The sequence below is a fragment of the Streptomyces sp. NPDC048106 genome, from assembly GCF_040706415.1.
Lineage (GTDB): Bacteria > Actinomycetota > Actinomycetes > Streptomycetales > Streptomycetaceae > Streptomyces.
This window is the reverse complement of record NZ_JBEZND010000051.1, coordinates 38,292-52,137: the sequence shown is the minus strand read 5'-3', so window position 1 is coordinate 52,137 and position 13,846 is coordinate 38,292. Positions and strand designations below refer to the sequence as shown.

Here is a 13,846-nt window from a genome sequence, read left to right as displayed (position 1 = left end):
CCTGCCTCAGAGCGAAAGGAAAGTCCCATGGCCGACGCCCTGGAGACCGAGGCGCTGTGGGAGGACTTCCACCGCGTGGTGAACATGACTTCGGCGGAGCTGGCGGCCTGGCTCAGGGTCCGCGACGCCGAGGAGAGCGCGGAGCCGCTGCCCGACGAGGCGGGCAGCGCGACCGGCCGGCATGTCCTCGCGATCCTCCAGAAGCGCCGCACCGATCTCACCGACGACGACGTCCGCGTGATGTACGAGGTGGTGGACACCGTCGGTGACCTGGTGGACATGGAGAACGAGCCGGAGCCGGAGCTGGCCCCGGAGGATACCCGGCGTCGGCACCGGCTGATGACGCTGGGCCACGACCCGCTCAAGCCCTAGCGACGCCACGGGGATGGCAGCGACGACAGCGGCGGCAGGGAGTGCGCCCATGAACCGGGACGAACGCGTCGTACGGGAGCTGGTGTCCGAGTACGGGCGGACGTACGCCGAGGAGGCGGGCATCCGGCTGGCGGACACCCCGCAGCCGCTGTACCGGCTGCTCGTGCTGTCGTTGCTGCTCAGCGCCAGGATCCGGGCCTCGGTGGCGATGGCCGCCGCCCGCGCCCTGCACGAGGACCGGCTGGACAGTCCGCGCCGGATGGCCGGCGCGGACTGGCAGCGGCGGGTCGACGCGCTGGGCCGGGGCGGCTACCGGCGCTACGACGAGCGGACCGCGACCCAGCTCGGCGACGGCGCCGAACTGCTGGACGAGCGCTGGGGCGGCGATCTGCGCCGGCTGCACGAGGAGGCGCGGGGCGACACCGGGGAACTGAAGCGCCTGCTCCAGGAGGAGCCGGGGATCGGCCCGGCGGGCGCCGACATCTTCCTGCGCGAGGCGCAGCGCGTGTGGCCGGACGTCGGTCCCTATCTGGACGGCAAGGCCCTGGACGGCGCGCGACGGCTCGGCCTGCCGAAGGACGCGAAGAAGCTGACGAAACTGGCCGGGGACACCGAACCGGCCGTACTGGCCGCCGCGTTGGTGCGGGCGGCGCTGGACAAGGACGTGGCCGAGGAGTGTCTGCGGCGCGCGGCCTGAGCGTGCCCGCCCGCCGGGCTACAGCGCGAGCACCCGCGAGATCGTCCGCAGGACGCCGTTCTCGTTGTTGGACGGCGCCAGGTGGCGGGCGCGTTCCACCACCGCCGGGTGGGCGTTGGACATGGCGAAGGACCATTCCGCCGCGTCCAGCATCTCCAGGTCGTTGAGGTAGTCGCCGAAGACCATGGTCTGGGCCGGGGTGATGCCCAGGGTCCGCTGGAGGGCGCGCAGGGCGGTGCCCTTGTTGGCGGTGGGGGCCATCACGTCGACCCAGTGCTCGCCGGAGACGACGACCTGGTGGGTGTCGGCGAAGGGGGCGAGGGCGGGGGCGGTGGAGCGTTCGGCGGAGTGGAAGTCGAAGACCGCGACCTTGATCAGCTCGTCGTCCACCGCGGTGACGTCGTCGACGACACGGTGTTCGACGTAGTAGCGGCGCACCTCCGCGAGGAAGGCCTCGTCGGTCCGCTCCACGTAGGCCGCGCGCTTGCCGCAGACGACGGCGCCCGCGTCGCCGCCGGCCGCGTTCAGCCCTCGTACCGCCTCCGCGATCCCGGCCGCGACCGGGCGGTCCAGCGGGTCGGAGCTGAGTTCGGCACCGTCGCGGACCACGTAGGTGCCGTTCTCGGCGATGAAGACCATGCCCTCGGCGACGTCCGCGAACTGCCGGGCCAGCGTGGCGTACTGGCGGCCGCTCGCGGGGCTGAACAGCACCCCGCGCCTGCGCAGTTCGGTGAGCATCGGCCACAGGCCGGACGGGATCCGCTTGTCGTCGTCCAGCAGCGTGCCGTCCATGTCGGTGACGATCAGGCGGATGTCCGCGGGGCCCGCCGGAAGGCCGGGAACGTCGAAGAGGGGTACGGGTATGGCGGACATGTCCTGCTTCCGGCCGGGGTCAGGGTACCCGTCCAGTGTCCCTCATGGGTGAAAACGTCCCCGAGGCACCCCGAACCGCCGACCGGGCGCGGTTCCCGGGACAGCGTGATCACCCGGCGGCACAATGACGGCGGGTGCCCGCAGTCCGAACCACCGACCCCACCGGGCCCGGCCCGCGGAGGACACGTATGACCACTCTCGCCGACCCCGTGCCCGGCGGCCGTCCCGCCGATCTGCGCCGGGTCGCCGCCCTCACCGCCGCGCTGGCCGCCCGGGACGTGCGCGGCATCGTCCTGGCGTACGTGGACACGGCGGGCGTCACCCGGGTGAAGACCGTCCCGACGGCCCGGCTGGAGGCCGCCGTCTCCTGGGGCGTCGGGATGTCCCCGGTGTTCGACACCTTCCTGGCCGACGACTCGATCGTCGCCACCGACGTGCTCGGTTCCCCCGACGGCGACCTCAGGCTCTACCCCGACCTGGACCAGCTGGTGGCGCTGGCCGGGCAGCCCGGCTGGGCGTGGGCACCGGTGGACCGGATCACGCAGGAGGGCGAGCGGCACCCCGGCTGTGCCCGCACCTTCCTGCGCCGCGTGGTCACCGAGGCGGCCGAGCGGCACGGCCTGGACTTCAAGGCGGCGATCGAGGTCGAGTGGGCGGTCGGGCTCGGCTCGGCGCCCGCCGGGGAGTTCGTGCCCGCGGTGTCCGGACCGGCGTACGGCGCGATCCGGCAGGTGGAGCTGGGCGACTGTCTCGCCGATCTGCTGGGCGCGCTCGACGCCCAGGGCGTGGACGTCGAACAGGTCCATCCCGAGTACGCGGCCGGGCAGTTCGAGCTGTCGGCGGGCGCCCTCGATCCGGTGGCGGCGGCCGACCGCAGCGTGCTGGTGCGCCAGACGATCCGGGCGGTCGCCCAGCGGCACGGGCTGCGGGTGTCGTTCTCCCCCGCCGTGCTCGCCGGGAGCGTCGGCAACGGCGGCCATGTGCACCTGTCCTGCTGGCGCGACGGCGTCAACCTGCACGCGGGCGGCGAGCGCCGGTACGGCCTGACGCCCGACGCGGAGTCCTTCGCGGCCGGGATCCTGGCCCGGCTGCCCGCGCTGACGGCGGTCACCGCGCCCAGCCCGGCCAGCTATCTGCGGCTGCGGCCCTCCCAGTGGGCGGGCGTGTTCACCGCGTGGGGCCGCGAGACCCGGGAGGCGGCGCTGCGGCTGGTCACCGGCACCACGGGCCGCCGGCAGCAGGACGCCAACCTGGAGGTGAAACCGGTCGACCTGGCCGCCAACCCCTATCTGACGCTCGGCTGTCTGATCGCCGCGGGACTCGACGGGCTCGCGGCCGGGCGCCCGCTGCCCGGGGAGATCACCGGCGACCCGGCCCGCTACGGCCCGGCCGAGGCGGCGGCACTCGGGGTGCGACGGCTGCCGGTCACCCTGCCGGAGGCGGTGGCGGAGTTCCGCGCGGACGAGGTGCTGCGGACGGCGCTCGGCCCGGTCCTCGCGGACGCGGTGAGTGCCGTACGGCTCGGTGAGGCGGCCGCCGTCGAGGGGCTCGACGACGCGCGGGTGGCGGCGGCCTACCGCTGGACGTACTGACCATGGCGCCCGCCGGTCCGGTCCACGAGGCGCTGGCCGCGCTGGAGCTGGTCGACCACCACTGCCATGGCGCGGTGACGGCCGACCTGGCCTTCGAGCAGTTCGAGTCCCTCATCACCGAGGGCTCGGCCTGGCCCGGTGTCTCACCCTTCGACAGCCCGGTGGGCGTCGCCGTACGACGGCACTGCGCGCCCCTGCTGGACCTCCCCCGGCACGCGCCGCCGGACGCGTACGTGGCCCGGCGTGCGGAGCTGGGGTGGCGGGAGGTGAACCGGCGCTTCCTGACGGCGGCGGGCGTCGGGACGTTCTGCGTGGACACCGGTCACGCCCCGCAACCGGTCACCTCCCCCGCCGAGTTGGCCGGCGCGGCGGGTGCCGCCGCGGGTGAGGTCGTACGCCTTGAGCGGATCGCCGAGGAGGTGGCGGCGCGGGGAGTGGAGGCGGGCGAGTACGCGGCCGTCCTCCGCGCGGCCGCCGAGGAGGCGGTGCGGCGGCCGGGTGTCGTGGCGGTGAAGTCGGTGGCCGCGTACCGCACCGGGTTCGCCCTCGCCCCGGAGCGGCCCGACGACGCCGAGGTGACCGGGGCGGCGGAGCGCTGGCTCACCGCCGGGGGCGGCCGCCTCACGGACCCGGTCCTGGTACGGCAACTCCTTTGGACGGCTGTCGACTTGGGGCTGCCCCTCCAGCTGCACACCGGTTTCGGGGACGCGGACGTGCGGCTGCACCGGGCGGACCCGGCGCTGCTCACCGACTGGCTGCACCGCGTCGCCGGCACCATCCCCGTCCTGCTGCTGCACTGCTGGCCCTTCCAGCGCCAAGCGGCCTATCTCGCCTCGGTGTTCGAGCGGGTGTACCTGGACGTGGGGCTCGCCCTGCACTACGCGGGCCCCGCGCGGGCCCGGGTGGTGCTGGAGGAGGCCCTGGAGATCACCCCGTTCCGCAAACTGCTGTACAGCTCCGACGCCTACGGTGTGGCGGAGTTCCACCACCTGGGTGCCCTGTGCTTCCGCCGGGGCCTCACCGAACTGCTCCAAAGCCGTGTCGACGCGGACGAGTTGAGCCTGTCCGACGCGCTGCGGATCGCGTCCTGGACGGGCCGCGACAACGCCCGCCGGCTCTACGGGCCGCCCGTATCCGAACCGGTCCGCGACCCCCGCGGCCGCCCCACCCGGAAAGTATGATCAAGCAATGTCTGACATGACCGAGACCACGCCCGGCTGGCTGACCACGGACGAGCTGGAGATGGCCAGGGCCCGGCTGCCGATCCTGTACGTCGAGGCCGTGCCCGTGCGGGTCGACGACAGCGGCGAAGTCACCAGCATCGGACTGCTGTTGCGCATCGGCCCGGACGGCAAGGTCAACCGGACCCTGGTCTCCGGGCGGGTGCTGCACCACGAACGGGTCCGCGACGCGCTGCTGCGCCACCTGGAGAAGGACCTCGGTCCGGTGGCCCTGCCCCGGGTGCCCGCCTCCCTCCAGCCCTTCACGGTCGCCGAGTACTTCCCGACGGCGGGCATCACCCCGTACCACGACCCGCGCCAGCACGCGGTGTCCCTCGCCTACGTCGTCCCGGTCACCGGCGACTGCCGGCCCCGCCAGGACGCCCTGGACCTGGTCTGGTTCAGCCCCCAGGAGGCGGCGTCGGCGGCCCTCCAGAGCGATATGCCGGGCGGCCACGGCGTGCTGCTGAAGCAGGCGCTGGCCCATGTGGGCCTGGTGTTCTGACCGGGTCCGGCCACGCCGCGACGCGCGTCGGCGCTCTGAAGGCGGCGTGGCCGCCCCGCACAGTGGAGGGGCCAGAGGGACCGGACGGGGAGGGCATCGCGCATGGATCCGGTATCGGTGGGGCTGCTGACGGCACTGGCGGGGGGAGCCGGCGGGGAGCTGGGCCGGCAGGCGTGGGCGGGGCTCGGGGAGCTGGTACGGCGTCCGCCGCGGCGCGGTGCCGCCCCGGACGGCGCTCCCGACGGCTCCGGCGCGGCGGAGCCGGCCCGGCCGGCCCGGGACCCGGGCGACGCGGCGGCCGCACGGGCCCTGAGCACCGCGCTGGCCGAACGGTCCGCCGCCGACGCGGAGTTCGGGGAGCTGTTGCGGCGCTGGGACGAGTCGGCCCGGCGGGCCTCCCGCGCGGGCGGGGACGTCCACAACTCCGTCTCGGGCGGCACGCACTCGGCACCGGTGATCCAGGGGCGCGACTTCTCGGGCATCACCTTCACCGGCACGCCCCCGGCCGACCGCTGATCAGCGCCGGCGTCGCACCGCGCTGACCAGCGATTCCGCCGTACGTCACAGGTTGTCCGCGGATTCGGCAAGAGCTGGACAACGGCTGCACCAGAGGCCACAAAACAATGGCAAAGGGGGCTGGGGGCGGGTCCCTCGCGCGTGCGAGGGTGCGGGGCATGAGCACAGAGCACGTCCTCGACCACCGGCCCGAGGGGCACATACGCGCGCGCCTGCGCGAGAGCGCGAGCAAGGTGCCGGAGGTCACCGTCTACTTCTGGATCGTCAAGATCCTCACCACCGGCATGGGCGAGACCGCCTCCGACCTCCTGGCCAAGGCACTGGGCCCGATTCCCGCGGTCGGCCTCGGCGGCCTCGCGTTCGTCGCCGCGCTCGTGCTCCAGTTCGCCGTGCGCCGGTACGTGGCGTGGATCTACTGGACGGCCATCGTCATGGTCAGCGTGTTCGGCACCATGGCCGCGGACGTGCTCCACGTGGGCCTCGGCGTGCCGTACACCGTGTCCACCCCGCTCTTCCTCGTCGTCCTCGCGGCCGTCTTCGGACTCTGGTACGCCAGTGAGCGGACCCTGTCGATCCACACCGTGCGCACCCGTCGCCGCGAGTGCTTCTACTGGGCGGCCGTGCTCGCCACCTTCGCCCTGGGCACCGCGGCGGGCGACCTCACGGCGAGCATCGGCCTCAAGTACCTGGGCTCCGTCGTCCTGTTCGCGGTGGCCATCGCGGTCCCGGCGCTCGCCCACCGCGGCGGCGTCCTCGGCGCGGTGACGGCCTTCTGGGCGGCGTACGTCATCACGCGCCCGCTCGGCGCCTCCCTCGCGGACTGGATGGCGCTTCCGGCCGGGCGTGGGGGCCTGGGCTGGGGACTGGGTCCGGTCACGTTGTCGTGGACCGTGGCGATCGTCGCGTTCGTGGCGTTCCTGGCGGTGTCCCGGCGGGACAGCCGGACCGCCCTCTGACGTTCTTCGCCACCACCGAAAAGGCCCCGTGGGACGTGTGTCCCACGGGGCTTCCCGCTGTGCGGGCCGGGGTGGATCAGCGCGGCGCCGCGGCGCGGAAGCGCCGGTACAGGGCCGCGCCGCCGACCAGTGAGGCGGCGCCGACGAAACCGGCGATGAGGGTGCCGTCGGCGCCGGTGTGCGCGAGGGCGCCCGTCGACTGCCGGCCGGCCGCGGGCGGGTCCTCGACCGGGTGCGTGGGCGGCTCCTGCGGGCGGGCCGGGGGCTCGGTGCGCACCGGCGGGGTGGCCCGCGGGGGCGTCACGGGCGCTGTGGCGTGGGTGCTCGACGTGTTCTCGGAGTGGTTGCCCACGGCCGGGTTGAGGAGCCCCACCACGTTGACGCTGTCACCGCTGACGTTCACTGGCACGTCGATCGGCAACTGGATCCCGTTGCCGGAGACGACGCCCGGCGAGTCCTTCTCCGCGGAGGTGGCCGTGGCCCCGCCGCCGTTCGCGGCGCCGCCCTGGGTGGTGGCGTCCTTGGTGCCGCCCGTGTTGGCGCAGCGGTTGCCCACCGCGGGGTTCAGGATGCCCACCACGTTCACGGTGTCCCCGCACACGTTCACCGGAACGTGTACCGGGAGCTGGATCCCGTTGCCGGAGATCAGCCCGGGTGAGCCGACCGCCGCGCCGTCCGCCGTGGAGTCGGCGTACACCGGTCCCGCCACAGCGATCGCGCCCGAGGCGGCCGCGAGGGCGATCACACCGTTCCGGGTAACCCGTTTCATAGGTTCTCTGCCTTCCAGACTTGATCACGGGCACTCGCCCGCGCGGAGGTAAACGCGGGAAGGAACAGGTGAGTTATGGCCTGTCAATCTTTCGGCTGGTACGTCACGACCACCGCCGTCCCCGATAGGATCGGCATGTGATCGAACTGGCTGAAATGATCAGGGAGTTGAGCCAGGAGCTGAACTCCGCCCTGGCCGAAGGCCCGTCCGGTGTCGTGCGGTTCGAGCTCGGTCCCGTCGAGGTGACGGCGGACGTCGTGGTGAGCCGCCGGGGCGGCGCCGGCGGCAAGGTGCGGTTCTGGGTGGTGGAGGCCGGCGCCGAGGGGCAGTCGGAGTCCTCGCGCACCCATCGGATCAGCCTCACCCTGCACCCGAAACTCGTCGCGCCCGACGGAACGCACGTGAAGGTGCTGATCTCGGGGGATGAAGAAGAGGGAGAACGCTGACGAAGCCGCCACGGCGGTACGGCCGCTCCGCTGTCCCGACACCCTGACGTGGCGGGACGGGTGGCCGTACGCTGGTCGGCACCGTCAGGGGGACACAACCGGCGGCAGGTGACGATCGGAGGTCACGGGGGTGGAAGGGCGGAACCCCGCGCGGGTTCGCAACGAGTTGGTGGCCGGAGTCGTCGACGCGCTCCAGGAATCGGCCACCCTGCGGCACCCGACCAGTGCCGATCTGCTGGTGACCATGCTGAGCCAGGAACTGGGCGCGCCCGTCGAGCCGTTGCAGAACAGAACGCTGCGCCCGTATCTGCTCCAGCTCGTGGAGGCCTGCGCGCGGGTCCCCGACGGACTGCCCTGCCTGGTGCGCTGCCTCGGCTATCTGGAGCAGCAGTCCGTCACCGTGCTGGCGCTGTACCGCCTGGTGGACGAGTGGGAGGCGGTCGACTTCTTCGACGGCGCCGATCTGCACCCGCTGCGCCCCGACCTGATGGAACTGCGCTCCTCAGCCACGCTGGCGGCGATGGCGCGCCGGGCCAGCCGCTCCCGCACCCAGGAGCTGCCCGCCTGGTGCGACACGGGCTGGGCGGTGTTCTTACGCCTGGCCGGCGGCAACTCGGCGGCGCGGGAACTGCCCGTGAGCATGGCGTTCCTGTCGCTGGCCGCGGACCAACTGGTCGAGGAGGGGCTGCGGGAGGCCGCCGAGCGGCTGCGCCGCTGGAACCGCCGGCAGGCCCGCACCTGGGGCTTCGAGGACCAGATGGCGGAGTGGCAGCGCGACAGCCTCACCGATCAGCCGGCCTCGCTGATGCCCGCCTATCTGATGATCCAGTTCGAGCCGGACGGGGTCGACCCCGACCGGTACTACCTCTCGCACTGGCGCCAGTCGGACGCGGAGAGCTGGCACCCCGTGCCGGGCGAGACACTGCATCTGCACCGCGACGACCTGCCGGCCGAGGTGGACTCGCTCATCGAGCAGACCGAGGAACGCTGGTCGGATCTGCGGCAACCCGTCGTACTCGAGTTCATCCTTCCGTGGGAACTGCTGGGGGAACCGGTCGAGTGGTGGCACAAGGAGGCGGACTCCGCCTCGCCCACCCCGCTGGTGATGGACTACACGGTCCTCGTCCGCAGTTTCGAACGCCTGCGCAGGGCCGCGTGGCACCGTCCCTGGCACAACAAGTGGCGCCAGTTCAAGGAGCGTCCGGCGGAGGCGCACTCGTACTGGAACCGTCCCGGCCACTCGCACTTCCATCTGGAACGGGAGCTGAAGGAGGACGAGCAGGCCGTCTGCCTGGTGCTCAGCGAGCCGCCGGGCACGGACTCCGCCACCAGCCGCCAGGAGTACCTGGCGGGTCTGAGGGCGGGTGTTCCGGCCATGATCTGGCACCGCGGGGACTGCTCCGATCCCGCCTTCAAGGAGGCGGTGGCCGAGATCGTGCAGGACCGGGGGCTGGCCGGGCTGCTGGAGCGGACCGGACGTTGGCGCAAGGAGGCACTGGCCATGGGGCCGGAGGGGTGGGACAACCATGTGGGGCGCCATCTGGCGATCCTGCTCGACGATCCGGAGCGCAAGCCCGAGCCGCCGGGGCCCGCCCATGTGCCGGTGAAGCCGTGAGGCGGCCGGCCGGGTCCCCGTGGCCACCGACCGTCCGCCAGTTGTGAGTGGGGGCGCCCGACATGCATCAGCGTGATTCCACCGGCCCGCGTGCGTTCCGTGTCCGCCGTCCTGCTTCCGCCGTGCTGTGGCGTACACCGTCCGCGTGCCTCCGCGCGTCCTTGCTTCGGGGGTGCTCACGCTGCGAGTCTTGGTTCGTGGATGTCACGCATGCCTGGAGTCTGCGGGACTCCACAGAACTCTCACCGTCACTACGGCGCCTTGAGAGCACCCATGCACGATGACGACGAACAGCGACCGGCCAAGGCCGCGCGGGCCCGCCGGGAGGCCGCCCGTGTGCTGAGCCGGCTCGGCCCGAAGGACGGGCCGGGCCCCGTGGAGGCGGTGCTCGTCGTCGACACGCATCCCACGATGCGGGTGTGGGACGGAGCCGTCGAGGACGATCTGGTCGAGGAGCTGGAGCGGTCCGGGCGGTTCACCCGGGTGCGGGTGGTACGGCTGCTGGGGACCGACGAGACGGATCCGGCGCAGGTGCGCGCCGGGGAGCCGCTCGGCGCGCCGGCCGGGGGCGCGCGCCGGGTGGTGCTCGTGCTGACCGACGGCATCGCCACCGGCTGGCGCCTGGGCACCGTGCATCCGCTGCTGCGCGAGTGGGGGCGCGCGCAGCCGGTCGCCGTGGTGCATCTGCTGCCCCCGCACCTGTGGTTCCGCACCGGGCTGGACGTGTACCGGGTGCGCGTCCGCGCCCCGCGCCCGTGGGTGGCCAACAGCGCCTGGAGCTGGGCGGAGCGCGAGGCTCCGGCCGATGCGCGGGACGACGGCGACTCCGGCGCCGAGGCGGCCGCCGCCCCCGTCCTCGTGCCCGTGCTGGCCCTGTCCGGGCGGTGGGCGACCGCGCTGACCCGGCTGGTGACCGGGGCCGAGCCCGAGTGGCTGGACCTGTCCGCGGTGCAGGCGCGGGAGTGGAAGAGCAGGCCCGACGCGGCGCGTGCCCTGCCCTGGGCGCAGGACGTGCCCGACCCGTACAGCCCGGTGCCCGCCGCCGACCGGGTCTCCGACTTCCGGGCCGCCGCCAGCCCCACGGCGTTCACCCTGGCGACCCGGCTGGCCGCCGCGCCGCTGAGCCTGCCCGTCATCCGGGCGGTCGTCGCGGCCACCCCGGACGCGGGCCCGGTGCACGTCTCCGAGCTGCTGATGAGCGGTCTGGTACGGCCCGTGCCCGCGCGCGGCGACGGCCTGACGGACGTGGTGTTCGACTTCGCGCCCGACGTCCGCGAGGAACTGCTGGCGCTGGGGCGCCGCAGCGCGACCGCGCGGGTGCTGTACGACGTCCGGGGGTTATTGTCCGGGGACGAGGCGACCCGTTCCCTGCTGCCCGCTCCGGACGAACCGCTGGACACGCTGGCCATGCCCAGCGTCAACAGCCGCAACATCACCTTCTTCCGGGTGGAGCTGACCGCGCTGCGTGCCCTGTCCGGGCGTTACGACCAGCGTGCCGCGATGCTCGCCAAGGTGCTGAGCTGGCACGATCGACGCTACGCAGTCAGCCTGGAAAAGTTCACCCTGGAAAAGATGCGACGCACATCCACGGGATCCGATCCGTCCGCCCCGGCCTTCGCGGCGGACGAACGCGACGCCGAGCCGGAGTCCCGGACCGTTTCCGAAGGAGCCTCATCGATGCCGACACCGCCTCAGGAAACCGTGGAGGGAGAGCGCACCGCACAGCCGCGCGTCTGGGGGAACCTGCCGCCGCGCAACCCCAACTTCACCGGGCGCGACGCGTTGCTGGAGCTGCTCGACCAGCGGCTGCGGGAGGGCACCACCACGGTGCTGCCGGAGGCGATCCACGGGATGGGCGGCGTCGGCAAGACCCAGCTCGCGATCGAGTACGCCTACCGGCACCAGTCCGAGTACGACATCGTGTGGTGGATCCCCTCCGAGCGGCCCGGACAGATCGGCCAGGCCCTGGTGGAACTGGCCCAGCGGCTGGGCCTGGTGACCACCACCGAGGCCAACATCGCGGGCCCCGCCGTCCGGGAGGCACTGCGCGAGGGCCGGCCGTACTCGCGCTGGCTGCTCATCTTCGACAACGCCGACAACCCCGAACAGGTGCGCCACTACTTCCCGCAGGGCGGCCGGGGCACCATCCTCGTGACCTCCCGCAACCGGCGCTGGGGGCAGGTGGGCGGCTCCCTCGAAGTGGACGTGTTCACCCGTGAGGAGAGCAAGGAACTGCTGCGCCGTTCGGGGCCGCCGCTGCGGGAGGACGAGGCCGACGCGCTGGCCGACGCGCTCGGCGACCTGCCGCTGGCCCTCGAACAGGCGGCGGCCTGGCGGGCCGAGACGGGGATGCCGGCGTCCGAGTACCTGCGGCTGTTCGAGAACAAGCGCATGGAACTGCTCGAAGTGGCCCCGCCGCCGGACTACCAGCTCCCCGTCGCCGCCGCGTGGAACGTCTCGCTCGACCACCTGGAGACCCGCAGCCCCGCCGCGCTGCGGCTGCTCCAGCTCTGCTCCTACTTCGCGCCCGACCCGATCTCCCGCTCGATCTTCTCCGGCCTGGGCAACAGCAGCATCTTCCCGGAGCTGGACGCCGCGCTGAACGACCCGATCCGGCTCGCCCGCGCCATAAGGGAGGTGAACCGGTACTCGCTGGCGCGCATCGACCACCGGACGAACTCCATCGAGATGCACCGCCTGGTGCAGCTGGTCCTCAACAACCGCATGACGCCCGAGGAACAGGCCCGGATGCGGCACGGGGCGCACACGCTGCTGGCCGCCGCCGACCCCAAGGCGCCCATGGAACCGGCGAGTTGGCCACGGTACGCGGAGCTGTACAGCCATGTGATCGCCGCCGGCGCGATCAAGTCCGACCAGCCCTGGGTACGGCAGCTGGTGCACAACATCGCGGAGTACCTGTACTGGTGGGGCGACCACGACGTGTCGCTCGATTTCTCCGAGCAGGCATGGAAGTCCTGGCTGGACATCTTCGGCGAGGAGGACCAGCAGACCCTCCTGATGGGGCAGTGGCTCTGCTTCATGTACTGGGTGGTGGGCCGCTTCGACGACGCGGCGCGGCTGGTCAGCCACCTCCGCGAGGTGTACGAGCGCACCGCGTCGGCGGACGGCGAGGACAACCGCGAGGACGCGCTCGACGCGCTCCAGCTGGAGGCGGCGGTGCGCCGCGTGGAGGGCAGGTTCGCCACCGGCGCCGAGCTGGACCGGATCGCGTACGATCGGGCGCACCGGGCCTTCGGCGAGGACGACCCGACCACGCTCAACATCGCGCACAACCTCTGCGTGAGCCTGCGTCTGGTCGGTGACTTCCAGGGCGCGCTGGAACTCGACCGGCGCACGCTGAGCCTGAAGCTGCGGCTGTACGGCCGGGAGGACCGGCGGACCCTGCACTCCGAGAACCACGTCGCCATCGACACCCGCGAGACGGGCGACTACATCGGGGCGCGCGCCCTCCAGGAGGCCGTGCTCGGCGCCTGCCAGGACGTGTTCGGCCGCAACAACCCCACCACGGTCGAGGCCAAGCGCCAGCTCAGCGAGGCGTACCGCAAGGCGGGCGACCACGCGCGGTCGCTGGACCTGGCCACCGAGGCGCACGCCCAGTTCACCCGCCGCTACGGGGAGACCCATCCCCAGTCGCTGGCCGCCGCGCTGGCCCTGTCGATCGCGCTGCGGCAGAACGGCGATCTCCAGGCGGCTCGGACGCGGGGTGTGAAGGCCTGCGAGGGGTACCGGCAGATCTACGACCCGCACCACCCGCACGTCCTGTCCGCGGACATCGACCTCGCCGTCACCCTGCGGCTGCTCGGCCGGCCCGAGGAGGCGCAGCGGCTGGACGAGGCGGCGCTCGCCTCGCTCACCGAACGGCTCGGTACGGGGCACCCCCTGGCTCTCGTCTGCGCCATCAACCTGGCCAGTGACCTGGCCGCCGTGGGCCGGTACGAGGAGGCGCGGCAGCGCGGCGAGGAGACGCTGGCCCTGTGCCGGGAGTCCTTCGGCGAGGACCACCCGACCACGCTGGCCTGCGCCGCCAACCTGTCCCTCGACCTCCTCGCGACCGGCGCCGAGGCCGAGTGCAGGGCGCTCCGCGAGGACACCCTGACCCGCATGGAACGCGTCCTGGACGCTCCGCGCCTCCAGGCGGACTCGGGGACGCGGCACCCGGCGACGGTGCAGTTCAGGGAGCGGGGACGGGCCAACTGCGACATCGATCCGCTGCCGTTGTGACGGGGGGTGGGGGCTCCGCCGCCCGGCGAGCCCCCACGCAGCC

The 13,846-nt window shown here is 73.0% G+C and carries 12 protein-coding genes; 10 read left to right on the top strand and 2 right to left on the bottom strand.

Annotation, left to right across the window (positions count from 1 at the left end):
* The first annotated feature begins 27 nt into the window (after positions 1 to 27).
* On the top strand, positions 28 to 372 hold the full coding sequence (locus AB0927_RS35460) for a DUF3140 domain-containing protein (RefSeq protein WP_366671939.1): 345 nt from the start codon (positions 28 to 30) through the stop codon (positions 370 to 372).
* Positions 373 to 421: 49 nt separating this feature from the next.
* The gene (locus AB0927_RS35455; protein ID WP_366671938.1) at positions 422 to 1,069 is read left to right on the top strand and encodes an endonuclease; all 648 of its coding nucleotides are present in this window, start codon (positions 422 to 424) and stop codon (positions 1,067 to 1,069) included.
* Positions 1,070 to 1,087: 18 nt separating this feature from the next.
* Here the strand turns inward: AB0927_RS35455 and AB0927_RS35450 are convergent, their stop codons facing one another.
* Complete coding sequence (locus tag AB0927_RS35450) at positions 1,088 to 1,942, bottom strand: Cof-type HAD-IIB family hydrolase (protein WP_366671937.1); 855 nt, start codon at positions 1,940 to 1,942, stop codon at positions 1,088 to 1,090.
* 188 nt (positions 1,943 to 2,130) lie between these two features.
* Here AB0927_RS35450 and AB0927_RS35445 point away from each other — a divergent pair, with 188 nt between their 5' ends.
* The 5 genes from AB0927_RS35445 (at position 2,131) to AB0927_RS35425 (ending at position 6,731) form a co-directional block, all read left to right on the top strand.
* Positions 2,131 to 3,534 (top strand): glutamine synthetase family protein, encoded by a 1,404-nt coding sequence (locus tag AB0927_RS35445; protein ID WP_366671936.1) that lies wholly within the window; start codon positions 2,131 to 2,133, stop codon positions 3,532 to 3,534.
* Positions 3,535 to 3,536: 2 nt separating this feature from the next.
* The gene (locus AB0927_RS35440) at positions 3,537 to 4,715 is read left to right on the top strand and encodes an amidohydrolase family protein (protein WP_366671935.1); all 1,179 of its coding nucleotides are present in this window, start codon (positions 3,537 to 3,539) and stop codon (positions 4,713 to 4,715) included.
* A gap of 16 nt (positions 4,716 to 4,731) precedes the next feature.
* Positions 4,732 to 5,259, top strand: a complete 528-nt coding sequence (locus tag AB0927_RS35435) for an NUDIX hydrolase family protein (protein ID WP_366671955.1) — start codon at positions 4,732 to 4,734, stop codon at positions 5,257 to 5,259.
* A gap of 102 nt (positions 5,260 to 5,361) precedes the next feature.
* Positions 5,362 to 5,775: a hypothetical protein gene (locus AB0927_RS35430; RefSeq protein WP_366671934.1), complete on the top strand. Its 414-nt coding sequence runs from the start codon at positions 5,362 to 5,364 to the stop codon at positions 5,773 to 5,775.
* Positions 5,776 to 5,933: 158 nt separating this feature from the next.
* A complete protein-coding gene (locus AB0927_RS35425; protein WP_366671933.1) occupies positions 5,934 to 6,731 on the top strand; it encodes a hypothetical protein in 798 nt (265 codons plus the stop codon).
* Between the two features lie 76 nt (positions 6,732 to 6,807).
* Here AB0927_RS35425 and AB0927_RS35420 read toward each other — a convergent pair whose 3' ends face one another.
* Positions 6,808 to 7,476, bottom strand: coding sequence for a chaplin (locus AB0927_RS35420; RefSeq protein ID WP_366671932.1), 669 nt, complete (start codon positions 7,474 to 7,476; stop codon positions 6,808 to 6,810).
* 161 nt (positions 7,477 to 7,637) lie between these two features.
* On the opposite strand from AB0927_RS35420, the gene AB0927_RS35415 reads away from it, so the two are divergent.
* From AB0927_RS35415 to fxsT, 3 genes are all read left to right on the top strand, one after another.
* Positions 7,638 to 7,946, top strand: coding sequence for a trypco2 family protein (locus AB0927_RS35415; protein ID WP_366671931.1), 309 nt, complete (start codon positions 7,638 to 7,640; stop codon positions 7,944 to 7,946).
* 130 nt (positions 7,947 to 8,076) lie between these two features.
* Positions 8,077 to 9,561 carry a hypothetical protein gene (locus AB0927_RS35410; RefSeq protein ID WP_366671930.1) on the top strand — a complete coding sequence of 495 codons (1,485 nt, stop codon included), beginning with the start codon at positions 8,077 to 8,079 and terminating at the stop codon, positions 9,559 to 9,561.
* Positions 9,562 to 9,834: 273 nt separating this feature from the next.
* Positions 9,835 to 13,803 carry an FxSxx-COOH system tetratricopeptide repeat protein gene (fxsT, locus tag AB0927_RS35405; protein WP_366671929.1) on the top strand — a complete coding sequence of 1,323 codons (3,969 nt, stop codon included), beginning with the start codon at positions 9,835 to 9,837 and terminating at the stop codon, positions 13,801 to 13,803.
* The last annotated feature ends 43 nt before the right edge of the window (positions 13,804 to 13,846 follow it).